This is a genomic window from Oribacterium sp. HCP28S3_H8 (assembly GCF_052064775.1).
In the GTDB taxonomy this organism is placed as follows: domain Bacteria; phylum Bacillota; class Clostridia; order Lachnospirales; family Lachnospiraceae; genus Oribacterium.
This window is the reverse complement of record NZ_JBQHUZ010000001.1, coordinates 290,726-315,800: the sequence shown is the minus strand read 5'-3', so window position 1 is coordinate 315,800 and position 25,075 is coordinate 290,726. Positions and strand designations below refer to the sequence as shown.

26 protein-coding genes are annotated in these 25,075 nt (G+C 47.8%); 7 read left to right on the top strand and 19 right to left on the bottom strand.

The annotated features are described in order from the left end of the window. Nucleotides 1-205 precede the first annotated feature (205 nt). The 6 genes from ilvB (ACTNEN_RS01465) (at nucleotide 206) to ilvN (ACTNEN_RS01440) (ending at nucleotide 6,726) form a co-directional block, all read left to right on the top strand. Nucleotides 206-1,864 carry a biosynthetic-type acetolactate synthase large subunit gene (gene ilvB / locus ACTNEN_RS01465; protein ID WP_441204285.1) on the top strand — a complete coding sequence of 553 codons (1,659 nt, stop codon included), beginning with the start codon at nucleotides 206-208 and terminating at the stop codon, nucleotides 1,862-1,864. A 26-nt stretch (nucleotides 1,865-1,890) separates the two neighbouring features. Then, nucleotides 1,891-2,151 carry an acetolactate synthase small subunit gene (gene ilvN / locus ACTNEN_RS01460; protein WP_441204284.1) on the top strand — a complete coding sequence of 87 codons (261 nt, stop codon included), beginning with the start codon at nucleotides 1,891-1,893 and terminating at the stop codon, nucleotides 2,149-2,151. A gap of 77 nt (nucleotides 2,152-2,228) precedes the next feature. After that, a complete protein-coding gene (ilvC, locus tag ACTNEN_RS01455) occupies nucleotides 2,229-3,245 on the top strand; it encodes a ketol-acid reductoisomerase (RefSeq protein WP_441204283.1) in 1,017 nt (338 codons plus the stop codon). A gap of 74 nt (nucleotides 3,246-3,319) precedes the next feature. Continuing rightward, nucleotides 3,320-4,516 carry a threonine ammonia-lyase gene (ilvA, locus tag ACTNEN_RS01450; protein ID WP_441204282.1) on the top strand — a complete coding sequence of 399 codons (1,197 nt, stop codon included), beginning with the start codon at nucleotides 3,320-3,322 and terminating at the stop codon, nucleotides 4,514-4,516. Nucleotides 4,517-4,617: 101 nt separating this feature from the next. After that, entirely contained in the window at nucleotides 4,618-6,246 is a 1,629-nt protein-coding gene (gene ilvB, locus ACTNEN_RS01445) for a biosynthetic-type acetolactate synthase large subunit (protein ID WP_441204281.1), read from the top strand. Further along, complete coding sequence (gene ilvN / locus ACTNEN_RS01440) at nucleotides 6,247-6,726, top strand: acetolactate synthase small subunit (protein WP_441204280.1); 480 nt, start codon at nucleotides 6,247-6,249, stop codon at nucleotides 6,724-6,726. It abuts the gene before it with no gap. An 8-nt stretch (nucleotides 6,727-6,734) separates the two neighbouring features. On the opposite strand, the gene ACTNEN_RS01435 is transcribed toward ilvN (ACTNEN_RS01440), so the two are convergent. From ACTNEN_RS01435 to ACTNEN_RS01425, 3 genes are all read right to left on the bottom strand, one after another. Beyond that, complete coding sequence (locus tag ACTNEN_RS01435) at nucleotides 6,735-7,802, bottom strand: tyrosine-type recombinase/integrase (protein WP_441204279.1); 1,068 nt, start codon at nucleotides 7,800-7,802, stop codon at nucleotides 6,735-6,737. An 85-nt stretch (nucleotides 7,803-7,887) separates the two neighbouring features. Next, entirely contained in the window at nucleotides 7,888-9,249 is a 1,362-nt protein-coding gene (locus ACTNEN_RS01430) for an MATE family efflux transporter (protein WP_441204278.1), read from the bottom strand. A gap of 104 nt (nucleotides 9,250-9,353) precedes the next feature. Beyond that, nucleotides 9,354-9,962, bottom strand: a complete 609-nt coding sequence (locus ACTNEN_RS01425) for an AAA family ATPase (RefSeq protein WP_441204277.1) — start codon at nucleotides 9,960-9,962, stop codon at nucleotides 9,354-9,356. Between the two features lie 233 nt (nucleotides 9,963-10,195). Between ACTNEN_RS01425 and ACTNEN_RS01420 the strand changes: the two genes are divergently transcribed. Continuing rightward, nucleotides 10,196-12,424 (top strand): ATP-dependent helicase, encoded by a 2,229-nt coding sequence (locus ACTNEN_RS01420; protein WP_441204276.1) that lies wholly within the window; start codon nucleotides 10,196-10,198, stop codon nucleotides 12,422-12,424. 261 nt (nucleotides 12,425-12,685) lie between these two features. Here the strand turns inward: ACTNEN_RS01420 and ACTNEN_RS01415 are convergent, their stop codons facing one another. The 16 genes from ACTNEN_RS01415 to ftsY form a co-directional block, all read right to left on the bottom strand. Next, complete coding sequence (locus ACTNEN_RS01415) at nucleotides 12,686-14,137, bottom strand: TrkH family potassium uptake protein (protein ID WP_441204275.1); 1,452 nt, start codon at nucleotides 14,135-14,137, stop codon at nucleotides 12,686-12,688. Nucleotides 14,138-14,154: 17 nt separating this feature from the next. Continuing rightward, nucleotides 14,155-15,510: a Trk system potassium transporter TrkA gene (gene trkA, locus ACTNEN_RS01410; RefSeq protein WP_441204274.1), complete on the bottom strand. Its 1,356-nt coding sequence runs from the start codon at nucleotides 15,508-15,510 to the stop codon at nucleotides 14,155-14,157. 27 nt (nucleotides 15,511-15,537) lie between these two features. After that, nucleotides 15,538-16,086, bottom strand: a complete 549-nt coding sequence (locus tag ACTNEN_RS01405; RefSeq protein WP_441204273.1) for a Holliday junction resolvase RecU — start codon at nucleotides 16,084-16,086, stop codon at nucleotides 15,538-15,540. Nucleotides 16,087-16,102: 16 nt separating this feature from the next. Continuing rightward, nucleotides 16,103-17,257 carry a tryptophan--tRNA ligase gene (gene trpS, locus ACTNEN_RS01400; protein ID WP_441204272.1) on the bottom strand — a complete coding sequence of 385 codons (1,155 nt, stop codon included), beginning with the start codon at nucleotides 17,255-17,257 and terminating at the stop codon, nucleotides 16,103-16,105. Between the two features lie 174 nt (nucleotides 17,258-17,431). Beyond that, the gene (locus ACTNEN_RS01395) at nucleotides 17,432-17,788 is read right to left on the bottom strand and encodes a YraN family protein (protein WP_441204271.1); all 357 of its coding nucleotides are present in this window, start codon (nucleotides 17,786-17,788) and stop codon (nucleotides 17,432-17,434) included. Further along, nucleotides 17,778-18,491 (bottom strand): ribonuclease HII, encoded by a 714-nt coding sequence (locus tag ACTNEN_RS01390; RefSeq protein ID WP_441204270.1) that lies wholly within the window; start codon nucleotides 18,489-18,491, stop codon nucleotides 17,778-17,780. The genes ACTNEN_RS01395 and ACTNEN_RS01390 overlap by 11 nt, the downstream gene beginning before the upstream one ends. Before the next feature lie 4 nt (nucleotides 18,492-18,495). Then, entirely contained in the window at nucleotides 18,496-19,353 is an 858-nt protein-coding gene (gene ylqF / locus ACTNEN_RS01385) for a ribosome biogenesis GTPase YlqF (protein ID WP_441204269.1), read from the bottom strand. Next, complete coding sequence (gene lepB / locus ACTNEN_RS01380) at nucleotides 19,353-19,880, bottom strand: signal peptidase I (protein WP_441204268.1); 528 nt, start codon at nucleotides 19,878-19,880, stop codon at nucleotides 19,353-19,355. Before lepB ends, ylqF begins: the two co-directional genes overlap by 1 nt. Nucleotides 19,881-20,050: 170 nt before the next feature. After that, on the bottom strand, nucleotides 20,051-20,401 hold the full coding sequence (gene rplS, locus ACTNEN_RS01375) for a 50S ribosomal protein L19 (RefSeq protein ID WP_441204267.1): 351 nt from the start codon (nucleotides 20,399-20,401) through the stop codon (nucleotides 20,051-20,053). A gap of 170 nt (nucleotides 20,402-20,571) precedes the next feature. Beyond that, on the bottom strand, nucleotides 20,572-21,330 hold the full coding sequence (trmD, locus tag ACTNEN_RS01370) for a tRNA (guanosine(37)-N1)-methyltransferase TrmD (protein ID WP_441204266.1): 759 nt from the start codon (nucleotides 21,328-21,330) through the stop codon (nucleotides 20,572-20,574). Further along, complete coding sequence (rimM, locus tag ACTNEN_RS01365) at nucleotides 21,327-21,845, bottom strand: ribosome maturation factor RimM (RefSeq protein WP_441204265.1); 519 nt, start codon at nucleotides 21,843-21,845, stop codon at nucleotides 21,327-21,329. Before rimM ends, trmD begins: the two co-directional genes overlap by 4 nt. Before the next feature lie 10 nt (nucleotides 21,846-21,855). Beyond that, complete coding sequence (locus ACTNEN_RS01360; protein WP_441204264.1) at nucleotides 21,856-22,083, bottom strand: KH domain-containing protein; 228 nt, start codon at nucleotides 22,081-22,083, stop codon at nucleotides 21,856-21,858. Between the two features lie 30 nt (nucleotides 22,084-22,113). Beyond that, nucleotides 22,114-22,353, bottom strand: coding sequence for a 30S ribosomal protein S16 (gene rpsP, locus ACTNEN_RS01355; protein WP_441204263.1), 240 nt, complete (start codon nucleotides 22,351-22,353; stop codon nucleotides 22,114-22,116). 76 nt (nucleotides 22,354-22,429) lie between these two features. Continuing rightward, nucleotides 22,430-23,815, bottom strand: a complete 1,386-nt coding sequence (ffh, locus tag ACTNEN_RS01350; protein ID WP_441204262.1) for a signal recognition particle protein — start codon at nucleotides 23,813-23,815, stop codon at nucleotides 22,430-22,432. Beyond that, a complete protein-coding gene (locus tag ACTNEN_RS01345; RefSeq protein WP_441204261.1) occupies nucleotides 23,805-24,119 on the bottom strand; it encodes a sigma factor-like helix-turn-helix DNA-binding protein in 315 nt (104 codons plus the stop codon). The genes ffh and ACTNEN_RS01345 overlap by 11 nt, the downstream gene beginning before the upstream one ends. A gap of 79 nt (nucleotides 24,120-24,198) precedes the next feature. Further along, entirely contained in the window at nucleotides 24,199-25,074 is an 876-nt protein-coding gene (gene ftsY / locus ACTNEN_RS01340) for a signal recognition particle-docking protein FtsY (RefSeq protein WP_441204260.1), read from the bottom strand. Between the last annotated feature and the right edge of the window lies 1 nt (nucleotide 25,075).

The window sequence follows — 25,075 nt, the reverse complement described above, 5'->3', positions numbered from 1 at the left end:
TCTCCCTCGGTAATGAGTTTTTACGTTGCACAAAACAGGTAATACGAAACTTCTGAAGCGTTTAAAAATCCTGCAGTGCAATGCACTGCAGGATTTTTTTATGAAATCATTTTTGATTTGGGAGAGCTGCCTTTTTCTATTGCTTTTTTATCGTAAGGCAAGCTGAGTTTCGTAGATTTTTAGTAATCTTAAAAGGGGAATCTTTATGAAAATGAACGGTGCCCGGATCCTGATCGAGGAGCTGATCCGGCAGGGAGTTGATACCATCTTTGGCTATCCCGGCGGAGCAGTGCTCAATATCTATGATGAGCTTTATAAAGCAAGTGGAAGGATCCACCATGTCATTACCGCCCATGAACAGGGAGCCTGCCATGCAGCCGACGGGTATGCAAGAGCCACAGGCAAAACCGGAGTGGTGCTTGCAACCTCGGGACCGGGGGCAACCAATCTGGTGACTGGTATTGCCAATGCCAACCTTGATTCGGTGCCACTGGTAGCCATTACAGGAAATGTAGCGATGAGCGCTTTGGGGCGTGACAGCTTCCAGGAAGTTGATATCGTAGGCATCACGCAGCCGGTAGTGAAGCACAATTTTATGGTACGGGATGTTACGGAACTGGAGCAGACCATCAAGGAAGCCTTTTATATCGCAAATCATGGGCGCAAGGGTCCGGTACTCATTGATATTCCTAAAAATGTGCAGGTGGGAGAATGTGAATACGGCATTGCCCAGGTTCCAAGGATGACGGACAAACCAAAGCTTGCGTTTCATAAGGAACAGGTGCTGGAAACCATCCGGAATGCCAAAAAGCCGTTTATTTACTGTGGCGGCGGAGTAGTTTCCTCCGGCGCGGAAAAGGAGCTTCTGGAGCTTTCCAAACGGCTGGATGCCCCTGTAGGACTCAGCATGATGGGACGTACGGCACTGCCGGATTCCTATGAGTATAATCTCGGTATGTGTGGCATGCATGGTAAATTTGCCGCAAGTAAGGCACAGTCCGAATGTGATCTTATGATTGCAGCAGGTGTACGGTTCTCGGATCGTGCGACCGGCGATCTCATGAAATATACCAGTAAATGCAAAGTGATCCATATTGATATCGATAAGGCGGAGATCGGTAAAAATGTAAATCCGGATCTCTCGGTGCAGGGCGATGTCAAGGAGATCCTACAGTATCTTTTAAGCGAGCTTGAGCCGGTGAAGCATCCGGAGTGGCGTAAGGAAATCGAAAATTATAAAGCCAAGGGCTCTGTAAAGCGTCCCGGTGAGTTTGTACCTGAAAATATCATCGAGGCGGTGCGGAAGCATACCAAGGATGACACAGTTGTCGCCACGGATGTGGGACAGCATCAGATGTGGACGGTTCAGTACTATGATTTTGAGAAACCGAGAACACTACTTACCTCCGGTGGCCTTGGAACCATGGGCTACGGACTGGGAGCTGCGATTGGCGGTTGTATCGGTGTCGGACGGAAACGTACAGTTCTGTTTACCTCCGAGGGTAGTTTCGGTATGAACTTAAATGAGCTTTGTACGGTTGTGAGCCAGGATCTGCCGATTACCATTGTAATCCTGGATAATGGCGTGCTTGGTATGGTACGGCAGTGGCAGGGGATCTTTTACGGCGGAAGATATTCGGAAACAACGCTTAACAGAAAGACCGATTTCCCGGCGCTTGCGGAAGCATTTGGACTAAAGGGCTTCTCTGTACACAGTATGGAGGAACTGAACCGGGTGCTGGAAGAAACGGATACTGGAGATGAAGGTGCATATCTGATTGACTGCCATATTGACAAGGATGAAAATGTGTATCCGATGATTCCGCCAGGAAAATCGATTGACAGTATTATTCTTAAGAACTAATCCATCATCATGCGAGGTACCAGGAAATGAGCAGATTTACCATTGACCTCTGGGTCAACAATAAATTTGGCGTATTAAACCGTATCACAGGACTCTATGCAAAGCGGTGCTATAATATCGAGTCCATCCATGCCGGTCCTACGGAAATCCCGGGTGTGACCAAAATCGAGATTGTTTCCACCGGAGATGATTATATGCGGACACAGGTCGTGTCCCAACTGGAGAAGCTCTATGATGTCCGGAAGGTGGAAATCACCAATGAGGACAAGAGTTATCCGGACCACTAAATTGAATTTAAAGCACTCCATTGCTTTAAAGATATATCAATTACAAGCACATTTTTAAATGAAAAGGAGAAAAAACTATGGCTGCTGTAATGTACTACGAGAAGGATTGCGATCTTAATCTGTTAAATGGAAAGACCGTTGCTGTCATCGGCTACGGCTCCCAAGGTCATGCACATGCCCTTAACCTGAGAGATTCCGGTGTTAATGTCATTGTCGGTCTCTATGAGGGCTCCAAGAGTGCTGCCAAGGCAAGAGAACAGGGCTTTGAGGTTTACACCACTGCAGAGGCAACCAGGAGAGCAGACATCATCATGATCCTTGTCAATGATGAGAAGCAGGCAGAGCTTTATAAAAACGAAATCGCTCCGAACCTTGCTCCGGGCAAGACCATTGCATTTGCTCATGGTTTCAATATTCACTTCCATTGCATCATCCCGCCTAAGGATATTAATGTAATGATGATCGCTCCTAAGGGACCGGGACATACAGTTCGTTCTCAGTACGTTGACGGCAAGGGTGTACCATGCCTGGTTGCATGCTATCAGGATCCGGCAGGAAATACCATGGATGTTGCCAAGGCATATGCTGCTGCCATCGGCGGTGCAAGAGGAGGAATCCTGGAGACAACCTTCCGTGAGGAAACAGAGACCGATCTGTTTGGTGAGCAGGCGGTGCTTTGCGGCGGCGTTTGTGCACTGATGGAGGCAGGCTTCAATACGCTTGTTGAGGCAGGCTATAAGCCGGAGAATGCTTATTTTGAGTGTATCCACGAGATGAAACTGATTGTAGACCTGATCTTTAATGCAGGATTTGAGGGCATGCGGTATTCCATCTCCGATACTGCAGAGTACGGCGATTATGTATCCGGTAAGAGAATCATCGGACCGGAGGTAAAGCAGGCTATGAAGGATGTGCTGAGCGAGATCCAGGATGGTACCTTTGCCAAGAACTGGTTGCTTGAAAACAAGGCTGGCAGACCTTCCTTCTATGCTATGAGAGAGGCTCATGCCAATACGCTTGCATCTGAGACAGGCAGAGATCTCCGGGCTAAGATGGGATGGAAGCAGACCAAGGATCTTGACGAGGCAAGATAATTGCTCGTCATTTGCTTAAGGCAGGATAAAGCTATGCGGAAGCCGCAGCATGCGGCTTCCTGGAGGAAAATATTATGGAACTAACACTGGACCGGGTCTATCAGGCAGCTCATGTGCTTAAACCCGTAGTCAATCGCACCGAACTGGTACATGCGACCAGGATCAATACAAACTGTGACCTTTATCTCAAAACAGAGAATCTGCAGAATACAGGTTCTTTTAAGATCCGGGGTGCATATTTCAAGATATCCACGTTGACCCGGGAGGAGAAGGACAGAGGTGTGGTAGCATGCTCTGCGGGAAATCATGCACAGGGAGTTGCACTGGCGGCAACCCGTGCCGGTACCAAATCCACGATTTTCCTCCCTGCCATTGCACCGATTTCCAAGGTGGAAGCTACCCGTGGATACGGTGCAGAGGTACGTATGATTGATGGTGTCTACGATGACGCCTACGAGGCTGCGGTAAAATACCAGCAGGAAACCGGAGCGGTTTTTATCCATCCGTTTAATGATCCGGATGTCATAGCAGGTCAGGGTACCATCGGACTGGAAATTATGGACCAGCTAAGCGACGCGGATGCCGTGGTAGTACCGATCGGCGGAGGCGGATTGATTTCAGGAATTTCCTTTGTGGTTAAAATGCTGAATCCCCGCTGTAAGGTCTACGGTGTGCAGGCAGCAGGTGCAGCATCTATGTATCAGGCTATCAAGGATCATAAGCTGGAAGGACTTGACAGTGTGTCAACCTTTGCGGATGGTATCGCGGTTAAAAAGCCTGGCGATGTTACCTTTGACATGGTTTTCAAATATGTGGATGACATTGTTACGGTTACAGATGATGAGACAGCAGCTGCGATCCTGACCCTGATGGAAAAGCAGAAGGTGGTATCAGAGGGAGCTGGTGCTGTTCCTGTAGCGGCGGTGCTTTTTAACAAGCTTCCGGTGGAAGGCAAGAAGGTTGTCTGTGTTGTCAGCGGCGGTAATATTGATGTCAATATCCTCTCCCGCGTAATTAACCGGGGTCTCATAAAGGAAGGCCGGAAGGCAGAGCTTACCATTGAGCTCCTGGATAAGCCGGGACAGCTGGTTGCTGTTTCTCGTATTATTGCTTCCATGGGCGCCAATGTCACCAAGGTGGATCACAACAGCTCCGCAGAAAATACCGACATCAACGGATGCTATCTTACGGTGCAGATGGAGACAAGAGACTTTGCCCATATTGAAGCCATCCGTCAAAAATTTATTGAAGAGGGATTTAAGCTCGTCTGAAATGATACTTCTTTAAAATTTTATGAGACTCAAATCCTTAAATGAAAATCCCGGCGGCATGAAACTGCCGGGATTTTGTCTAGCTATGTAAAGGAGGATATATGACAGGTGCCGACGCCATCGTAAGGTGTCTTGAAAAAGAAGGCGTGGAGTATGTATTTGGCTATCCTGGAGTGGCAATTGCGCCGTTTTATGACAGCATCCTGGATACCGACATTAAAACCGTGCTGGTGCGGGAAGAGCAGAATGCAGCGCATGCCGCCAGTGGATATGCGAGAACCAGTGGTAAGGTCGGAGTGGCAGCAGTCACCTCCGGTCCCGGCGCGACCAATCTGATTACCGGGATTGCGACGGCATTTGCAGACAGCATTCCTATGGTGTGCATTACCGGTCAGGTCAACAGTCATCTGATGGGCAGCGATGTTTTCCAGGAAGCGGATATTTCGGGTGCCTGCGAATCCTTCGTAAAGTACAGCTACATTATCCGGAATGTACAGGAGATCCCTGAGGTCTTAAAGGAAGCGTTTTATATCGCCAGTACCGGACGTCAGGGACCAGTGTTGATTGATATCCCGATTGATGTACAGAAGGAGGAAATCAGCCGCTTCCGCTATCCGGAGGAGGTTAAGCTCAGAACCTATAAGCCCACGGTGCAGGGAAATAAGGTACAGATGGATAAGCTGCTTAAGGAACTGAAGAAGGCAAAGCGTCCGATCCTCTGTATCGGCGGTGGAGTACATCTCAGCCATGCGGAGCAGGAGGTAAGAGAGTTTGTCAACCGGAACCAGCTGCCGACAGTTGCTACCATGATGGGGATCGGAGTCATGCCTACAGATGACCCGTACTATTTTGGAATGGTTGGAAACAACGGCAGAAAGTATGGAAACCGGGTGATGAATGAAGCGGATCTCATCCTCATGGTAGGCGCGAGGGTTGCTGACCGAAGCATCAGCCAGCCGAGTCTGATTACAGAGGGGAAGGTGCTGGTGCATATTGATGTGGATCCGGCGGAAATCGGTAAAAATGCTGGTCCGACGATTCCATTGGTCGGAGACATTCGCAGTATTTTTACGGTGCTCAATAAAGAAGCTCCTGCCGGAGACTATACGGAGTGGATGGAGCATTTAAATGAAGTGAGAAGCGAATATCTGGAGTCGATTCATCATCGTCTGGAGCAGGAAAAACCGGATTATGTATCCTCTTTTAAGTTTGTCCGGACGCTCTGCCGGAGCTTATCGGATACTGCGGTATATGTTGCGGATGTAGGACAGAATCAGCTCTGGTCCTGTGCTGGATACTTTATGAAAAAGGGTAAGTTCTTTACCTCCGGCGGCATGGGAACCATGGGATATGCGATTCCGGCAGCAGTAGGTGCAAAGCTTGCGGATCCTACGCGGGAGGTTGTAGCGGTCTTAGGAGATGGCGCGTTCCAGATGAGCATGATGGAGCTTGGCACGATGCGTCAGTACCATGTGCCTGTCAAAATCTGCGTGTTTAAAAACAATGTACTGGGGCTTGTCAGACAGTATCAGCATCTTACCTATCATGATCGTTTTTCCGTAACGGATTTAAGCGGAAGTCCGGAGCTTGACAAGCTTGCGGAAGCCTATGGCATGAAATACCGGAAATTACGCTCGGATCAGGGCATGCAGGAGGCTATTGACGCATTTCTTGAAAAAGAGGAGTCCTTTCTTCTGGAAGTGGATACCGATCCGGATGAGGTGGTGTAAATGAAGAGGATATATTCTGTACTGGTAGAAAACCGATCCGGCGTCCTCTGCAAGGTTGCCGGACTTTTCTGGAGACGCTGCTTTAACATTGATTCCCTTGCGGTGGGTGAGACCGAGGATCATTCCGTTTCCAGTATGACGATTGTGAGTTCCGGAGACGAGCGGACCTTAGAGCAGATCGAGAAGCAGCTTAACAAGAAGCTGGATGTCATTAAGGTCCGGACCTTTGAGGAGAGTGAATGCATCTCGCGTGAGTTAACCCTTGTAAAGGTAAAGTATAACCGGAACAACCGGAAGGATATCATGGAAAACTGTCAGATCATGGGGGCAAAGATTGTAGATCTCTCCAAGACACAGATGATGATCGAGATCTGCGATACGCCGGAGCGAGTGGAGATTTTTCTCAAAACGCTCCGTACCATCAGTATCGTCGAGATTGCCCGGACAGGAACCCTGGCACTCATGAAGTGTAAGGAATAGAAGATAGATCAGTCCTCCCGGAGATGCACCTTGTTACGTGCGGAGCGGCGGCGTTCATCCTCCAGAGCGGCATAATGCTTTTTGGTTGTATTGACATCATTATGTCCCAGGACATCTGCTACGAGATAAATATCTCCGGTTTCCCGGTAGAGATTGGTGCCGTAGGTACTACGCAGCTTATGTGGTGTGATATGTTTTCCGGGAGTGACAGTCATCGCGTATTTTTTTACAAGATTTTCCACCGCCCGGACACCGATGCGCTTATTCTGGAGCGAGAGAAACAGGGCATCTTCGCTTCCAGTTTTAGGGATCAGGTGCTTCCGCATCTCGACATACTCCCGGAGAATGCTTTCCACCTCGTCCCCAAAATATACGGTTACTTCCTTTCCGCCCTTTCTGTGGATGTGAATGCCGTCATTATTAAAATCCACATCGGAGAGATTGAGTCCGACACATTCGCTGACACGGATGCCGGTGCCAAGCATCAGATTCATCATGGCAGAGTCACGCAGCGCAGTTTTTTTATGGAACTGCTGCTGCTTTTTTGTAAGACGGTTTCCTGACTCAACCTCATCCAGAAAATCCGCAACCTCATTGGTATCCATGCGGATGATGTCCTGCTCCCTGAGCTTCGGAAGGGATACCAGCGCAGCAGGATTCTGATGAATGATCTCATCCTTGTAGAGATAGTTGTAAAAGCTCTTTAAAGAGGCTATTTTGCGCTTTATGCCCCTTGTGCCATTAAGTATACCCTGCGAGGCGGAAGATGCCGTATCGGAGGCTGTAGGGCGGTATTTGAGGTATTCCATGTATTCCTCAAGGTCAAGCACGCTTACTTTTTCAATCTCCTCCGGTGTGAAGTCGCGGATTTTATGATCCTTGTACACAGGGTTCTCATCAATCAGATACTGAAAAAACACCTTTAAATCATAGGCATAGGCAATCCGGGTCCGGGAGGAGGTCCGGGGCTCGATCCCGCGGAAAAAGGTGCTGCAAAGCTCCGGAAGCTCTTTCGTAAGCTCCCGGAGCTTTTTTATATTGCGTATTTCCTCCTGCTGACTGTATTTCAGTTCCATGAGAGACTCCTTTATCGATCTACGAGATGCCTGCCAGGATTATTATTCTCGTTACAGTATACTGTATCGCTGCGTTGTTTTCTCGTTACAGTTTAGATACGGTTGTACGATATAATCCCCGGAAAAAGTATAGTGACAGGCAGAAGGACGCAATCTCGGAGATCGGAAATGCCCACCATACATCGGTTACATCTCCGATCCGGGAGAGAAGCCATGCGATGGGAATCAATACCACCAGCTGCCGCGCAACAGAAATGATAAGAGAGTAAATACTCTCGGAAAATGCCTGGAAGATGGAGCCCATAACAATACTTGCTCCTGCCAGCGGGAAGCTCAGGCAGATGATCCTGAGTGCCGGAACACCGATCCGGATCATTTCCGGAGATGCATTAAACATTCCAAGCAGTACAGACGGCAGAAGCTCAAACAGCAGCGAGCCAAAAAGCATTACACATACAGCCAGAGTAATGGCAAAGCGAAGGGTATGCTTGATCCGGTCCTTCTTTTTAGCTCCGTAATTAAACGCAAGGATCGGGATGAGTCCGTTATTTAAACCAAAGATTGGCATGAAAAAGAAGCTCTGAAGCTTGAAGTACACGCCAAAAACAGCAGCAGCTGTAGTTGAAAAAACGATCAGAATCCGGTTCATAAGATAGGTCATGACAGAGCCGATGGACATCATCAGGATCGAGGGGACACCTACGGCATAGATGGACCGGATAATTTCCGTCTGCGGCTTCAGGATCGAAGCAAGCTTTAAACGGATTTCGGAGTTTTTCTTTACATTTAAAGTAAGCCCGATCAGGGAGCCGATACACTGCCCGAGGACAGTTGCATAGGCAGCGCCTGCCACACCCATTGCCGGCAGACCGAAATACCCGAAGATGAGGATCGGATCCATGATGATGTTGATGATCGCGCCGGTACCCTGCGACAGCATGCTGTAGAGAGTCAGACCTGTCGCCTGCAGCAGCCGCTCAAAAGTGATCTGGAAAAAGAGTCCGATGGAGCAGCAGAGTACAATGGAGAGATAGGTATCGCCATACGCACGGATGACCGGCGCGTCTGTCTGTGAAGTAATAAAAAAATCAGACAAAAAAATACCGATCAGAAAAAAGACCACGGTATTCATCAGGGTCAGAAAAAGCCCGTTGTTGGCCGCCGCATCCGAGGTCTTGTAGTTTTTTTCTCCAAGCGCACGTGACAGCAGCGCATTGATCCCTACGCCGGTTCCGGAGGCGACAGCAATCATGAGATTCTGCAGCGGAAATGCCAGAGTTACGGCAGTCAGTGCGTCCTCACTGATCTGTGCAACAAAAATACTGTCCACCACATTGTATAATGCCTGGACCATCATGGAAATCATCATCGGGAGAGACATGGAGATCAGCAGTGGCTTTACCGGCATGTATCCCATCTTGTTTTCTTTTCTTACAGCTTCTGCCATATTACCTTCCTGTATCCGTTATAAAATACTCGTACAAAAAAGGAGCAGCGCAGGAACTGCTCCTTTGATACCTGTAAAGCATCTTATCATATAGGCAGATTTTGTCAATCCATTCTGGTCTTTTGAATCATGTCCACGAGAACCTCAACCGTATTTTCGAGACCAAAGCAGCCCACATCCAGGCAGGCATTATAGTTTTCCACGCGCCCCATATCTCTGCCGGTATAGCGCTTATAGTAGTGCTGACGCTCCTGATCCTGTCTGCGAATGTAGGCAAGGGGATCTGCATTCGCCTCAGGACTCAGATCCAGCTCCTTTACATGTCGTATCTTCCAGGCATCCTCTGCATAAAGATAGATATCAAAGGATGGTATCCCTGCCTGCTCTAGGATGTAGTTTGCGCAGCGGCCGACGATGATGCAAGGATGTTTGGCGAGCTCCAGCACAACCTGGGACTGGGCTGCAAAAATGGTATCATAGCTGCTTTTATAGGACACGGGGGAAGTGATATTTATGAGGTGATTCAGAAATGCATTGGAGATATTTTCACTTTCCTTTTTAAGTGTATCCAGATCATAACCATGCTCTGCTGCGGTTTTCCGGATAAAGTCCTTGTCATAATAAGGAAGTCCGAGCCGCTCCGAGAGCTTACCGGAGATCCAGTGCGCGTTGGCACCGTATTCACGACTGATTGTAATGATTCGATTCGCCATTGCTGTCATCCTCCGTAATTGTTCTATTAAGATACCGCCCTTGCTGCTCCGAAGCATCCGGAGATCACTTATCCTGTATGGTTCCATAAAGCTGCTGCCGTTACCGGCTCCTGCATACATTGAAGCCTATGTTCCGGACAGAGCTTAGGGCAGATGCGTATCGTTATCTGAATTATAGCCTAATTATCCGTAAAGTTACATGAGAAATTGCGTTTTTCTGCTATAATGGCTGCATGCAGTTTACAAAATATCTTGAAAATGCAAATATTCATCTGACAGAGCAGCAGCGGATCGCTGTAACAACAATCGATGGTCCTGTGCTGCTTCTTGCGGTACCGGGATCAGGCAAAACCACGGTGCTTGTGAGCCGTCTTGGATACATGATCCTTGTTGGAGGAGTAAGCCCGGAGCAGATTCTGACGCTGACCTATACGGTTGCAGCAACGAAGGATATGAAGGCAAGATTTGCCTTGCTTTTTGGAGCGGAGCTTGCAGAATCTATGGAATTCCGCACCATTAATGGCTTATCTTACCGGATCATACAGTATTATGGCAGGAGAATCGGGAAACGACCCTATGCCCTTGTTATGGACGATCAGGAAATCAACCGGATACTTTCCCGGATTTATCAGGAAGTGCAAAAGGAGTATCCGGCAGAAAGTGATCTCCGGATGGTTCGGATTGCCATTACGTCGATTAAAAACAGTATGGCAGGTCCTAAGGAAATCAAAGAGATGGGAGAACGGCTGGAGCTTAAACTTGACGAGATCTACCGGAGATATCAGGCGGAAATGCGTGCGGAAAGCAGGATGGACTTTGATGATCAGATGATCTATGCCTTGTCGATCCTTAAAAAGAGCCCGGAAACGCTGCAATACTTCCAAAACCGGTACCCGTATGTACTGGTGGATGAGGCACAGGACACCTCCAGAATACAGCATGAAATTATCCGTCTGGTGTCCGGAAAACGGGATCAGCTTTTTATGGTCGGAGATGAGGACCAGAGTATTTACGGCTTCCGTGCAGCGTATCCCGAAGCACTGTTGACATTCCCTAAGGATCACCCCGGTGCAAAAGTGCTTAGGATGGAGGACAATTTCCGTTCGCAGAAAAAAATTGTAGATAAGGCAGACCGCTTTATCGCGGAAAACGTGCTTCGCTACGAGAAACACATTCGCAGTGTAAGACCTGAGGGGAGAGATATCCGGACCGTGGAGCTTACGTCGAGAAGCAGTCAGTACAGGTATCTTTTAAAGGCTGCGGCGGATTGCAGGAGTGAAACGGCAGTTCTCTACCGGGATAATGAGAGCATGCTGCCGCTTGTGGATCTCCTGGAACGAAATAAAATCGAGTATCGGATTAAAAATGCAGAGCTGCTTTTTTTTGGACAGCGGACGGTGGTGGACATCAGCAATATCTTCCGGTTTATGGAGGATCCATATGATACAGAACTGTTTATGCAGATCTATTATAAGCTGCAGCTGTATCTTACGAGGGCAATTGCCGAGCAGGCATGCCGTGAGAGTGTAGAGCATAAGCTGCCGGTGCTGGATGCGGCACTTACGTATTGTCATCTGACGCGCTCCATGGAGGAAAATGTTCTCACGATCCGGGTTCATTTCAAAAATATGCAGTCGGACCGTGCAGACCAGGCTCTTAACCGAATCGTGCACAAGATGGGATACGGCGCATACCTCGACCGGAACAAGCTCTCGGATTCCAAAATACAGATTCTCCGCCTCTTGTCTTATCAGGTGGAGAGACCGGAGGGGCTTCTTACAAGGCTCAAGGAATTAGAGACCATCCTTAAGGAGAAGCAGAGTAAGCCGGATTGTCCGTTTATATTGTCCACGATCCATGCAAGTAAGGGGCTGGAATATGATACCGTTTATCTTATGGATGTGATCGATGGTATTTTCCCTCAGGAGATACCGGATATTTCGTTAAAAAATAAACAAATACGTAAAACCTGTACCGGTGAGGATCGTAAGGAGCTGGAAACATATGAGGAGGAACGTCGGATTTTTTATGTTGGCGTGACCAGAGCCAAAAATCAGCTGATTCTTTTCAATTATAAAAATGAAGCCACAAGCTTTATCCATCAGTTTATGGAAAGCTATGCCGTAAAAACGTATGATAAAATCAGGAACGCACAAGCATCGGCTAAGCTTCCGGGATCGAAGCAGGAATCAAGAGAAGTTCGTTCCAAAGAGGCAATGAACGCATGGAAGCGAAAGAATCAGAGTTATTACATAAAGGCAAAGGAAGGAAAATCCACAACAATACCGGAAGCATTTATGATAAAGCTTAAGCCCGGTAATAAAATAATGCATCGGACCTTAGGAAAAGGCTGCATTACAATGATGGATGATGTAAAGGTACGGATCAAGTTTGATAATGGCAAGGAAAGTGTTTTCCTGATTTCGTATCTGTACCAGAACCGTCTGATTCAGTTTCAATGATAAGGAATTTAGGACAGAAAATACATAGAAAAAAATACACTGATATTTATATATATTTTAAAAAATACAATAAATATCAATGTATGGCTCCGGACCACCGGAAATCCGGAATCATCCGGGAAATATCCGGATAGAGTGGGTTCAGATCTCTGAAATTCAACTATTCGCGAAACTCTAGTTTAACGAATAGTTGAATCCGGAAGTGGGCAGATTATGCAGAAATTTGTGATTTTTGTGATCTGACGGATTGCCACCTGGTGATTACCATGTGGATTTACGCCAGACTCTTGGAGTAAAAAGAATCATCATCGGCAGAATTTCAAGTCTTCCGGCAAGCATATCAAAAATAAGTACCAGCTTGGAAAAATCCGAGTATGTACTGAAATTACTGGTTGGTCCGACCATGCCTAAGCCCGGACCGATATTATTAAAGGTTGCAGCAACCGCGGAAAAATTGGTCGTAAAATCAAAATTATCTGCCCAACTGATTAAAAATACGGAAATCAGAAAAATCAGCACATACATGATCAGATAACAGTTTACAGACCGCACGACGCTGTGTTCAATACTCTTTTTTTCCAGTCGGATGTGCATGACCGCTTCCGGATGGATGATGACCGTAAGCTCCTTCCGGATTTCCTTCATCATGATAATAACTCTGGATACTTTAAGTCCGCCGCCGGTTGAGCCTGCACAGGCTCCGCAGAGCATAAGAAACAAAAGAATCATCTGCGATGCCTGGGGCCAGAGCGCAAAATCCAGCGTTCCGAAACCGGTTGTTGTAATGATCGAGCCGACAGTAAAAAATGCATGATGGAACGCCTGATGGAGATCTCCCACCTGTGGCAGGATATTGCATCCGATAAAAAAGGTGGAAATCGCAATGATGATCAGGTAAATTCTAGCTTCCTCACAGTGCAGCGCATCCTTGATCCGTTTCTGCTGCATCATGTAGTAGACGTTAAAATTAACGCCAAACATGATCATAAAGACCGTAATCAGGAACTGACTCAGCATACTGTAATCTGCCATTCCGGAGTTCCTTACAGCAAACCCGCCGGTTCCTGCGGTTCCAAATCCGATGCAGAGTGCATCAAATACGGGCATGCCGCTTAATACAAAAATAAGGATCATGAAGATGGTCAAAATCAGGTAGATTTTATATAAGGCTTTGGCGGTATCTGCGACTCTCGGAACCATTTTGGACACATCCGGTCCCGGAGATTCCGCCTTCATGATCATAAGGTTATATCCGCCTCCGAGCGGCAGTATGGTCAGTACCAGCACCAGTACGCCCATACCTCCGATCCAGTGGGAGAAGCTTCTCCAGAAAAGCAGTCCCTTGCCCAGGTGCTCTACCTCTGTAAGTATGGAGGAGCCTGTGGTTGTAAATCCGGATACAATTTCAAAAACCGCATCGATATAAGACGGAATCGCGCCTGTGAGGAAAAACGGCAGCGCACCTACAAGTGACATGATGATCCAGCAGAGTGCTACGGTAATGAATCCCTCACGGGCATAGTAATCTGTCCTCTTCGGCTTCTTCTGTCCAAGCAAAAGACCAATGACGGCAGCGCCGACTGCGGTAAGCAGGATCGCTGCGGACGAAGCCCACTCATGATAGATCACCGCACAGATGAGAGGCAGTATGAGGGAAAGGGCTTCCAGCTTCAAAACCCATGCCAGCACATACAGGATCATGCTGAAATTCATATAACTTACTCTCCTCCTTATGCCAGAATGTCCTTAAGATCATTAAAGCCCGTATTGGTGGTTATGATAATGACCCGGTCCCCGGGCAGCATAAAATCACTACCACCGGGGGTGATAATCTTATGATCACGGATAATTGCGGCAACCAGTACATTGGGCTTGAAATTAAGCTCCATGAAGGTATGATTTACAATTGCCGGATTGTTATTTACCTTAAATTCCAGAGCTTCCGCCTTGCCGTCAGCGATCTTGTAGAGCGTTTCAATATTGGAACCCTGCGAATTCTGCAGCGCCCGTACATACTGCACAATATAATCCGCAACGATCTGCTTCGGATACATGACGGATCCGAGATACATCTCGCTGATGACATTTTCAAAGGCAATACGGTTGATTTTGGTAACAAGGCGCGCCTTGGAAAGCTTGCCGGCATACAAGGAAAGCATAATGTTTTCCTCGTCAAAGCCGGTCAGCGAGCAGAAGGCATCCAGGTTTTCTATCCCCTCGCGGAGGAGAAGATCCTGGTCGGTGCCATCTCCGTTGATAATCGTTGCATCCGGAAACTCATCGGCAAGGAATTCACAGCGGTCCTTATCAATATCAATGATTTTAAGCTTGATGTTAAGCCTGCTTTCCTGGATATATTTTGCAATATAATACGTTACTCTTCCACCGCCTACAATCATGCAGCTGCGGATTGGAGAATATTCAATACCGCATTGCTGGAAAAAGCTGTTGGCTTCATGCGGCTTTGCAATGAAGCTGATCGTATCGCCGGCAAGAATTTCATCATTACCACCCGGAATCATGACGTTTTCCCCACGTTCAATGATACAGATCAGTACGTTAAGACTTTTGCCAAGCTCCGAAAGCTTTTTGCCGCAGATATTGGAGTGCTCCGGGATTTTGGCGCGGATCAGATCCAGCTTTCCCTTGGAGAAGCTGTCGATCTTCATTGCTGATGGGAAGCGCAGGAGTCGCTCCACCTCTTTGGCAGCAGCCATCTCCGGGTTGATGACCATGGCAAGGTTCAGCTCATCCCGCAGATAGGAAACCTCATCCGTATACTGAGGATCACGGATTCTTGCGATTGTGGAGCAGTTTCCTTCCTTTTTGGCGATGAGGCAGCAAAGCATATTAATCTCATCCGAATTGGTTGCGGCAATCATGACATCTGCATTTTTGATATCCGCCTCACGCTGGGTCTGAAGCATGGCTCCATTGCCATGGATGCCCATGACATCCAATGTGTCAACTGCATGTCTTAGTACCTTTTCATTATTGTCAATGATTGTAATATTGTGGTTTTCCTTGTTGAGCTGTGCAGCCAAAGCCATGCCAACCTTGCCACAGCCTACAACAATTATATTCATATAGCCTCCATCAGGTTTTGCTGTCAGTTATCCATCCTCCAACACCGCTCTCTCATCGAGATCTCTCTGGAGCGGCTCAAGATAATGCACAAGCATTTCTTTATGCGAGCGGATCTGATAGCTATGATCGATTTCCTCATAATTAAAGCTCTTTTTGCCGCCATCCTGCATCCGGTTCCAGAACGTAAGTATGTCTCGAAATGGAACATAATAGGTCTCATTGAGCCCTGTAAAAGCAAGGATAATAAAGCTGATGCCACCCTGAGACTCAAAATCCGACATAAAACGGATCTGATGCGGGTGTACATTGGCAAGAGGAAAAGATTTCTGAGCACACTCCTTGGCATCAAAGCATACCGGAATTCCCTGGACTACACCGATATAATCGACGGTGGATTTCTGATTGAAATACGCCAGTGTGATCTGGGTATGATCCGGATTCATATTGATCGGTGTGATCGGGGTTGGTATTTTCTGTACCACGGCGAGATGCTTCTCAAGATAGATTTCATTGGTACGGTTAATCAGCTCCTCCAGCCGGGAGCCTCTTAACCCGCGGGATTTCCAGGTGCCCATAAATATAAAAGACGCCTTACTGCGCCTGATGACTCTCCTTTTCCCAAGCCTCCCAGTCGGCTACGATGGATGGCTTATCATCAAAATAATTGATCCTCATGGCTGCGCGGCACTCATTGAGCGTCTCATTGGTTACCTTGACAGCATGATCTGTACCGGCTTTAAGGATGTCAAATACACTACCGATATCCTGTACCCATTTTGCACGCTCCGCGCGGATCGGCTCCAGTGTTTCTTCCATGATTTTAAGCAGGAATTTCTTGCACTTTACATCACCTAGACCGCCCTTTTGATAATGCTCCTTCATCTCATCCAGATTCTTATACTCCGGCAGATATTCCGCAAACTGGCTGTCATCCTTTAAAAAGGCATCCAGATAGGTAAATACCATATTACCATCAACATGTCCCGGATCTGAAATATTGATATGTGTCGGATCAGTATACATGCTCATGATCTTGTTTTTTACGGTCTTAGGATCATCAGAGAGGTAAATGCAGTTTCCAAGAGACTTGGACATTTTAGCCTTGCCATCGAGACCGGGAAGTCTTCGCTGTGTGGCATTCTCAGGAAGCATAATATCCGGCTCTACCAGTACGTCGCAATTATAAGTATTGTTAAATTTCCGCACAATTTCCTTTGCCTGTTCCAGCATCGGCAGTTGATCCTCGCCAACCGGCACGTTTGTAGCCTTAAATGCTGTAATATCGGCAGTCTGGGATACCGGATAGGTAAAAAATCCAGCCGGAAGTCCCGCCTCATTATCGTTCTCGGTACTGCTTCCGTTAAAGCCCCGCAGTGCCATTTCAGACTTTACCGTAGGGTTACGGGACAATCTCTGGGTGGTTACCATATTCATATAATAAAAGGTAAGGGCATGCAGTGCCGGGATTGCCGACTGGATGCAGATAAAGGACTTATCCGGATCAATGCCGACCGAGAGATAATCCAGAGCTACCTCAATGATGTTGTCACGGATCTTTTTGGGATTGTCCCAGTTATCGGTCAGCGCTTGATCATCTGCGACGAGAATGTTGATTTCGTCAAATTTTCCGGAATTTTGCAGTTCAACCCGGCGCATCAGTGAACCAACATAGTGTCCAAGATGCAGCTTCCCGGTCGGACGGTCTCCGGTCAGTATAATTTTCTTTTCACAGTCTTTAGCTAACATGTATGCCTCCACTTACATAAGCTCTCTATAAATTTTAAGATATTGTCCATAGAGCAAGATTTATTGCATTATATCATAGTTCCTGAAAAATAAGAAGAGCAGCGCACAAGTGCGCACTGATCCACTTTGGATTGGCATTTTTAGCTTCTGCGAGTGCATGCTGTCCGATATCCCTCAGAACGCATTGATAAAATGCTTGAGCTCAGTGCCGTCAATACTGATGACATCAAAGCGGCAGGGCGTGCTGTAGAGTCCGAGCCTTTGTTTTATAAGATAGCTCTCGGCAACCTTACGGATCCGCTGCTGCTTTCGGGCATCTACGGCATCAAAACCAAAGCCCAGATCCGTTCCGGAACGGTATTTTACCTCTGTAAATACGATATATGCACCGTCTTTTGCGATGATATCTATTTCATTTCGATGGAAACGGTAATTCCGCTCGAGGATTTCATATCCGAGAGATAAAAGATACAACGCGGCTTTTTCCTCGTATTTCTGTCCCTTTGTATGGTTTTCTGATTTACTCTGCACCGAACTCCTCGTAAAGCCTGTCCTTATATTTCCAGCTGTCCCGCTTACTCTTGTCAATAAATTTTGTGATAAAGCTCATTCTGTGAATCGGGCAGGGTCCGTAGGTTCTGAGCGCTGCAATATGCTGTGCCGTGCCGTAGCCCTTGTGCTTTGCAAAACCATATTCCGGATATAGCTTGTCAAGCTCGACCATCATATGATCCCTCGTCACCTTGGCGATGATGCTGGCAGCCGCAATGGAAACCGACTTGGCATCTCCCTTGATAATCGGGATCTGGGGAATGCTTACGCCCGGGATTGTCACCGCGTCATTTAAAAGAAGTTCCGGCGATTTTCCAAGCTTTTTTTCTGTCATCGCGATTGCAAGATGCATGGCCTCATAGGTGGCATTTAAGATATTGATCTCATCAATTCGTTTTTCACTTACAACACCATAGCCAAATGCAAGCGCTTTTTCCTCGATTTCAGGGAGTAATGCTTCCCTGCGGATGGCGGATACCTTTTTAGAATCATTGAGATACAGGATGACGGCGTCCTTAGGCAGGATGCAGCAGGCAGCGACAACAGGCCCCGCAAGCGGTCCGCGGCCGGCCTCGTCAATCCCTGCAATATATAAAAGCTCTGATGCCTGATCCTCATACGCCCGCATCGCCTTAAGGCGTGTAAGCTCTGCTGCCAGACGTTCCCCCTTCAGCTCTCTCATAAAGTCACACTTCCCGCATCGGCTGCTCTAAAGTGATCCTGCCAAGTCTTCCGCTCCGGAAATCATCCAGAATAATCTTGGCAGTTTTGGAGTAATCCACATCTCCGCCCTTTTTAAGACAGCCGCGCTTTATACCGATTTCATCAAACACCCGGATCGCTTCCTCCGCAGTTTCAATCTCAACCCCATAGCGATCGCTGAGACAGGACGGATAATACCGTACCAGATATTTGATCAGGTAAAATACCAGCTCATCAATATTTAAAATCTGATCATTGATAGAGCCGATGATGGCAAGATTCATACCGACAATTTCCCGCTCAAATTTCGGCCAGGTAATGCCGGGCGTGTCCAAAAGCTGAAGCCGTGAATTTACCTTGATCCACTGATTGCCCCGGGTCACACCGGGCTTGTTTCCGGTTTTAGCCATTGCCTTACCAACGTAGGAATTGATAAAGGTAGACTTGCCTGCATTCGGAATCCCGAGAACCATCGCGCGGATCACGGGAGTCTGTATGCCTCGCGCCTTGTTTCTCTCCACAATTGGTGCGCAGGCTGTCTCAATGAGAGCGTTCAGCTTTTTCAGGCTGCCCTTGTTCCGGGCATCCACCTCCAGCGTGTAGAAGCCCTTGTTCCGGAAATACCGGTCAAATTGTGCCGTCACAGAGGGATCTGCAAGGTCTGCTTTATTGAGCAGCATGATTCTAGCCTTATCCTTGGAAAAGCTGTCGATATCCGGGTTACGGGAGGATTCCGGACAGCGGGCATCCAGAATTTCGATGATCAGATCCACGAGCTGCAGGTCGTTTCGTATATTTCGTTTTGCCTTGGCCATATGGCCCGGGTACCATTGAATGTTCATTATTTTACCAATCCTGTTCTAGATAATGGGGTCAGTACAAACCATACCTTGCCGATCATCTGTGATTTCTTGACATTACCTATATTTGCAAAGCGGCTGTCCTCGGAGGAATCGGCATTATCACCGATCAGGAAATATTCGTCATCCATCAGCTCCACCGGATTTTCCGCAATACCTGCAAGAGAAATATCCGAGATCTCGTCGCTTTCCAGTAGATTTCCATTGATATAGATATGACCGCTGCGGATGAGTACCGTTTCCCCGGGGAGACCGACGATCCGCTTGATATTTTGCGAATGATCACTGCGCCGGAAAATCACTACATCCATACGGGCGGGCTTCACAAAATCATAACTAAGCGTATCCACCAGGACCAGATCTCCGGAAGCAAGTGCGGGCTCCATGCTGTGTCCGCTGACATACGCCTGGGAGAGAAAGCTGTGCACCACAAACCATGCCAGCGCGACTAGTACCACGATGTTGGACAAGCCCCTCACAATGCTCTGAATCATGTTTTTTTCCTTCATTGCGACAATTTCCTTTCAGGACGATTCCTGATTTCGCGTCGTCCTAATCGCATCGAAATGGTTCCAATTATTGTTACTGATACAATTTCCAGCAAACTCTAAAAAATTTCCATGAATAAAAAAGGCGCCCCTTTTTAAAGGAGCACCTGGAGAATCGTTGCTGTAAAAGATCAGATCTGAGCCTTAACCTTGGCAGCCTTACCACTTCTCTCACGGAGATAGGTAAGCTTTGCTCTTCTAACCTTACCTGCACGTACAACCTCAACCTTTTCAACCATCGGGCTGTGAAGCGGCCAGGTCTTCTCAACGCCGATACCGCTGGAAGCCTTACGTACCGTAAAGGTAGCTCTGTTGGAACCGCCCTGGATCTTGAGTACAGTACCCTCAAAAATCTGAACTCTCTCGCGGTTGCCCTCTTTGATCTTGTTGTACACCTTTACAGTGTCACCGGTTCTGAATGCAGGAACCTCTTTCTTAAGCTGTCCCTCTTCAATGCTCTTAATAATATCGCTGTTAGCCATTGTGATACCTCCATTTTCTATTTGACGTTCATTCACGGCATACCCGGAACCTATTTCCGGCGCATTGGCACGAATCCCTCATCTTACGGATTCCCTCGTCAGAGGAACATCTCTTTAAAGTCACAACTTTTATAAATTAACATAAATACGAGGAGAATGCAATAGATTTCTCAGCTGTCCGTGTGAGATTTTCTTCTCCTCCGCTTCGGCTTTTCCATAAACTCCTCGGGGTGCTCCTGCTGATAGAGCGCATATAGCTCCGGACGGACGGATCTTGTGCGTTCCAGACTCATGCTGTGCCGCCACTCCTCTACTTTTTTATGATCTCCGGACAGAAGGATTTCCGGCACCTTCAGCCCCATATATTCCTCGGGGCGTGTATACTGAGGATATTCCAGAAGCCCGTCCGAGAAGCTCTCGATTTCATAAGACGCGTCCTTGTTCAGCACTCCGGGCACAAGCCTCGAAATGGCATCGATCATGACGCAGCTTGCCAGTTCCCCGCCGGTCAGGACATAGTCGCCGATGGAGACATTCTCCGCATGAATAAGCTCCAGTGCCCGTTCATCTACGCCCTCGTAATGACCGCAGAGGAACACAAGCTCCTCCTCCCCGGCAAGCTCCTCTGCCATACGCTGGTCAAAGGTTCTGCCCTGCGGTGACATGTAAAGTACTCGTGGATTATGTCCGAGAGCTCCGCTGATCGCCTGGTAGCAGTCATAAATCGGCTGTGCCTGCATGAGCATACCGGCACCTCCGCCATAGGGATAATCGTCCACTCTGCCATGCCGTTTATCCTCTGTATACTCCCGGATATTGATGGCATCGACGGAAATTTTGCCATCGGCAATTGCTCTGCCGGTAATGCTTGTCCGGACATTGTTCAGTACCATATCCGGAAACAGCGTCATTACATAATATTTTTTCATGTAAGCTCCAGAAGTCCCGGGATCACATGGATCCGGACATAGCCTCCCTCGGGATTGATTTCCTTGACAATATTGGGAGAGTGCGGAATCAGATATTCTCTGCCGGTATCGTCTTTTACGATAAATACGTTATTGGCGCCGGTTTCCATGATATCACTTACCGTGCCGAGCGTTACATCCTCATCGGTTATCACCGTGAGACCGATGACATCGCCCACAAAATATTCGCCCTCTTTCAGAGGGATGGCATCCTCACGGTCAACAAGGAGCATATGATCCCGGAAGGACTGCACATCCTCGATACGATCCAGTCCCTTAAATTTTACCAGTACCATATTTTTCTGAAAGCGTACGTATTCCACCTCCAGCTCTTTATATCCGGAAACGCCAAGATCCAGCCAGACCCTGGATAAGTCCAAAAATCTGTCTGGATCTTCTGTCGTAGGATATACTTTGACTTCGCCTTTTAAGCCATGGGTGGTAACAATTTTACCAACGGTAAGCTTTTTCTGCATAAAGTCTCCTTTATCTTATATCTACGGATACCTTGACATCCGCCTTGGATGCGGCAGCACTCATAACTGAGCGGATTGCCTTTGCAATTCGTCCCGAACGACCGATTACCTTTCCCATATCCTGCTCGTTCACAGACAGGGTAAGGAGAACCTCGCCGTCCTTATCCTCTTCCTGGACCTTTACGTCATCAGGAAACTGAACAAGAGCTCTCGCAATTGTTTCCAGTAATTCCTTCATTTAGGACACCTCACAATTCGTTGGGATCAATTAGCAGATGCCGGCCTTCTTTAAAAGCTTTGCAACTGTCTCTGTTGGCTGAGCGCCGTTGGCAAGCCACTTCTTAGCTGCCTCTGCATCGATGTTAAGCACAGTCGGCTCCTTTGTCGGATCATAGATACCGATCTCCTCGATTGCCTTGCCGTTTCTCGGAGTTCTGGAATCTGCAACCACTACTCTGTAAAAAGGTGCATGTGCCTGTCCAAGTCTTCTTAATCTGATCTTAACCATTGTAATTCTCCTTTAGTTTATCAATACGTAAAAATATATGTTCAACAGCTATGCTGTAGAAACCTGTGTTAAGGTGTTAGAAAGGTCTGCCCTTTCTGCCGCCAAAGCCTCCGAGACCGCCTAGGTTTCCAAGCTTTGGCATGGATCCGTGCCGTCCTCTCATTGACCCGCCAAACTGCTTCATCATCTTCTGCATCTGATCGAACTGCTTCACAAGGCGGTTAACTTCGGCAATATCCACGCCCGCACCGGCAGCGATCCGACGCTTGCGGGAAGGATTCATGAGTCTGGGATTGGCACGCTCATTTAAGGTCATGGACTGGATAATCGCCTTGATCCTTGCCATCTGTTTCTCGGATTCCTCAAGATCAAAATCGCCCATGGCTTTATTCATGCCGGGAAGCATCTTCAGGATACCGGCAAGACCACCCATGCGGCTCATCTGATCCATCTGATCCATAAAGTCGTCGTAATTGAACTGTCCCCTGGACAGGCGGCGTACCGACTCCTTGGCTTTTTCTTCATCCATCTCCCGCTGCGCCTTCTCGATGAGAGAAAGCACATCGCCCATGCCCAGGATACGCCCAGCCATACGGTCAGGATAGAACTGCTCAAGATCGGAGAGCTTCTCGCCCATACCTAAGTACAGGATCGGCTTCCCGGTCATCGCCTTGATCGACAGCGCAGCACCGCCTCGTGTGTCACCATCACATTTTGTCAGGATCACACCATCGATGCCCACCTTGTCTACAAAGGTCTGTGCTACATTCACAGCCTCCTGTCCGGTCATGGCATCCACGGTAAGGATGCTCCAGTCTACTTGTACGGCTTTTTTTATGTTGCTGAGCTCGTCCATGAGACGCTCATCAATCTGCAGTCGTCCGGCAGTATCCAGGATCACGACATTCCAGTGCTGTGTCTTAGCTTCCTCTACAGCCTTCTGCGCAATCTCTACAGGGCTGATTTTGTCTCCCAGGGAGAAAAACGGTACCTCCTGCTTCTCGGCGTTGACACGCAGCTGCTCGATTGCTGCAGGCCGGTATACATCACAGGCAACCAGCACCGGAGAGCGATGCATCGCTTTAAATTTACCGGCAAGCTTCGCGGCTGTTGTGGTTTTACCGGCACCCTGCAGACCCACCATCATGATGACTGTAATTTCGTTTTGCGGGCGCAGGCGGATTTCGGTTGTTTCCGAGCCCATCATTTCAGTGAGCTCATCATTTACAATTTTTACAACCATCTGCGCAGGTGTCAGAGAATTGAGTACTTCCTCACCTACCGCCTTTTCCTTAACCTTGGCAACGAAGTCCTTAACAAGCTTGAAGTTTACATCCGCCTCGAGCAGTGCCATGCGGACCTCTCGCAGCGCCTTGTTAACATCATCCTCAGTAAGCTTCCCCTTGCCGCTCAGGTTTGCGAATATGTTCGTTAAACGATCGGATAAATTTTCAAATGCCATTAATAATCTCTCCTGCAAGTTTACGGATCGCTTCTTCTTGTGAAAGATCCTGAATTTTTTCTGCAATCGAACGGATTTCCGAGAGCTTATCCTGGAGCCCCAGAATCCGCTCGGTTTCCTGCAGCTTCTGGTCTGCTCTGCGGAAAAGCTCCTGCGCTGCCTGACGCGAAATCCCCATTTCCTCGCCGATTTCCGTAAAGCTCATGTCATCCATGATATGATATTCATAAACCTTACGCTGATTCCCCTTTAACAGGTCACCATACAGTTCAAAAAGGTTGCCCTTGATTACAAAATCTTCCATACACACTCTCCAAACCTTGAGCATTATAGCAAAGGAGACATATGCTGTCAAGGATTTTTATTGACACCCATTCTGCTGCTCAGGTATTTTCAAAGATCGCGTCCACATATTCCTTAGCATCAAATGGCTTAAGGTCGGAAGCCTTTTCACCGACGCCGATGTATTTCACCGGGATACCGAGCTCGGACTGTACAGCCAGAGCAATGCCGCCCTTTGCGGTTCCATCCATCTTGGTGAGGATGATACCGGTGACCTGACAGGCCTCCTTAAAGATCTGCGCCTGACTCATGGCATTCTGTCCTGTGGTGGCATCCAGCACAACCAGCGTCTCACGGTAACCCTCGGCAAATTCCCGGTCAATGATCCGGTTGATTTTGCCAAGCTCCTGCATGAGATTTTTCTTATTGTGCAGACGTCCGGCAGTGTCGATGATCAGAAGATCCGCGTTTTTAGCCTTAAAGGACTGCAATGCGTCAAACACAACAGCGGCAGGATCCGAGCCCTCCTTCTGGTGAATGACATCGACTCCGGTGCGTTCACCCCAGGCGACAAGCTGTTCGATTGCCCCGGCACGGAAGGTGTCTGCGGCAGCCAGGATGACCCTTTTGCCGCTATGCTTAAAGTGATAAGCAAGCTTACCGATGGAGGTGGTCTTACCTACACCATTTACACCGATGACAGAGATGATGCTTTTCTGATGCGCAAACTCATAGTAGGAGTCGTCCACTCTCATAAGCTCATAGAGATAATCCCGGAGGATTTTCTTTACATCCTTTGTCATATTGACACCCTGCCGGTCTGCTTCATGACGGACAGCGTCAATAATTTTCATTGTCGTATCCACGCCAACATCACTCATGATCATGGCGTCTTCCAGCTTTTCATAAAACTCGTCATCCGCGGTTTCATTGGACTGGAAAAGATTACTGATGATTCTTGAAAAGAAATTTGCCATA

Excerpts from the sequence above, each read along its gene's own strand:
- ilvB (WP_441204285.1), top strand. The coding sequence starts at position 206 with ATGAAAATGAACGGTGCCCGGATCCTGATCGAGGAGCTGATCCGGCAG.
- ilvN (WP_441204284.1), top strand. The coding sequence starts at position 1,891 with ATGAGCAGATTTACCATTGACCTCTGGGTCAACAATAAATTTGGCGTA.
- ilvC (WP_441204283.1), top strand. The coding sequence starts at position 2,229 with ATGGCTGCTGTAATGTACTACGAGAAGGATTGCGATCTTAATCTGTTA.
- ilvA (WP_441204282.1), top strand. The coding sequence starts at position 3,320 with ATGGAACTAACACTGGACCGGGTCTATCAGGCAGCTCATGTGCTTAAA.
- ilvB (WP_441204281.1), top strand. The coding sequence starts at position 4,618 with ATGACAGGTGCCGACGCCATCGTAAGGTGTCTTGAAAAAGAAGGCGTG.
- ilvN (WP_441204280.1), top strand. The coding sequence starts at position 6,247 with ATGAAGAGGATATATTCTGTACTGGTAGAAAACCGATCCGGCGTCCTC.
- ACTNEN_RS01435 (WP_441204279.1), bottom strand. The coding sequence starts at position 7,802 with ATGGAACTGAAATACAGTCAGCAGGAGGAAATACGCAATATAAAAAAG.
- ACTNEN_RS01430 (WP_441204278.1), bottom strand. The coding sequence starts at position 9,249 with ATGGCAGAAGCTGTAAGAAAAGAAAACAAGATGGGATACATGCCGGTA.
- ACTNEN_RS01425 (WP_441204277.1), bottom strand. The coding sequence starts at position 9,962 with ATGGCGAATCGAATCATTACAATCAGTCGTGAATACGGTGCCAACGCG.
- ACTNEN_RS01420 (WP_441204276.1), top strand. The coding sequence starts at position 10,196 with ATGCAGTTTACAAAATATCTTGAAAATGCAAATATTCATCTGACAGAG.
- ACTNEN_RS01415 (WP_441204275.1), bottom strand. The coding sequence starts at position 14,137 with ATGAATTTCAGCATGATCCTGTATGTGCTGGCATGGGTTTTGAAGCTG.
- trkA (WP_441204274.1), bottom strand. The coding sequence starts at position 15,510 with ATGAATATAATTGTTGTAGGCTGTGGCAAGGTTGGCATGGCTTTGGCT.
- ACTNEN_RS01405 (WP_441204273.1), bottom strand. The coding sequence starts at position 16,086 with ATGGGCACCTGGAAATCCCGCGGGTTAAGAGGCTCCCGGCTGGAGGAG.
- trpS (WP_441204272.1), bottom strand. The coding sequence starts at position 17,257 with ATGTTAGCTAAAGACTGTGAAAAGAAAATTATACTGACCGGAGACCGT.
- ACTNEN_RS01390 (WP_441204270.1), bottom strand. The coding sequence starts at position 18,491 with ATGAGAGAGCTGAAGGGGGAACGTCTGGCAGCAGAGCTTACACGCCTT.
- ylqF (WP_441204269.1), bottom strand. The coding sequence starts at position 19,353 with ATGAACATTCAATGGTACCCGGGCCATATGGCCAAGGCAAAACGAAAT.
- lepB (WP_441204268.1), bottom strand. The coding sequence starts at position 19,880 with ATGAAGGAAAAAAACATGATTCAGAGCATTGTGAGGGGCTTGTCCAAC.
- rplS (WP_441204267.1), bottom strand. The coding sequence starts at position 20,401 with ATGGCTAACAGCGATATTATTAAGAGCATTGAAGAGGGACAGCTTAAG.
- trmD (WP_441204266.1), bottom strand. The coding sequence starts at position 21,330 with ATGAAAAAATATTATGTAATGACGCTGTTTCCGGATATGGTACTGAAC.
- rimM (WP_441204265.1), bottom strand. The coding sequence starts at position 21,845 with ATGCAGAAAAAGCTTACCGTTGGTAAAATTGTTACCACCCATGGCTTA.
- ACTNEN_RS01360 (WP_441204264.1), bottom strand. The coding sequence starts at position 22,083 with ATGAAGGAATTACTGGAAACAATTGCGAGAGCTCTTGTTCAGTTTCCT.
- rpsP (WP_441204263.1), bottom strand. The coding sequence starts at position 22,353 with ATGGTTAAGATCAGATTAAGAAGACTTGGACAGGCACATGCACCTTTT.
- ffh (WP_441204262.1), bottom strand. The coding sequence starts at position 23,815 with ATGGCATTTGAAAATTTATCCGATCGTTTAACGAACATATTCGCAAAC.
- ACTNEN_RS01345 (WP_441204261.1), bottom strand. The coding sequence starts at position 24,119 with ATGGAAGATTTTGTAATCAAGGGCAACCTTTTTGAACTGTATGGTGAC.
- ftsY (WP_441204260.1), bottom strand. The coding sequence starts at position 25,074 with ATGGCAAATTTCTTTTCAAGAATCATCAGTAATCTTTTCCAGTCCAAT.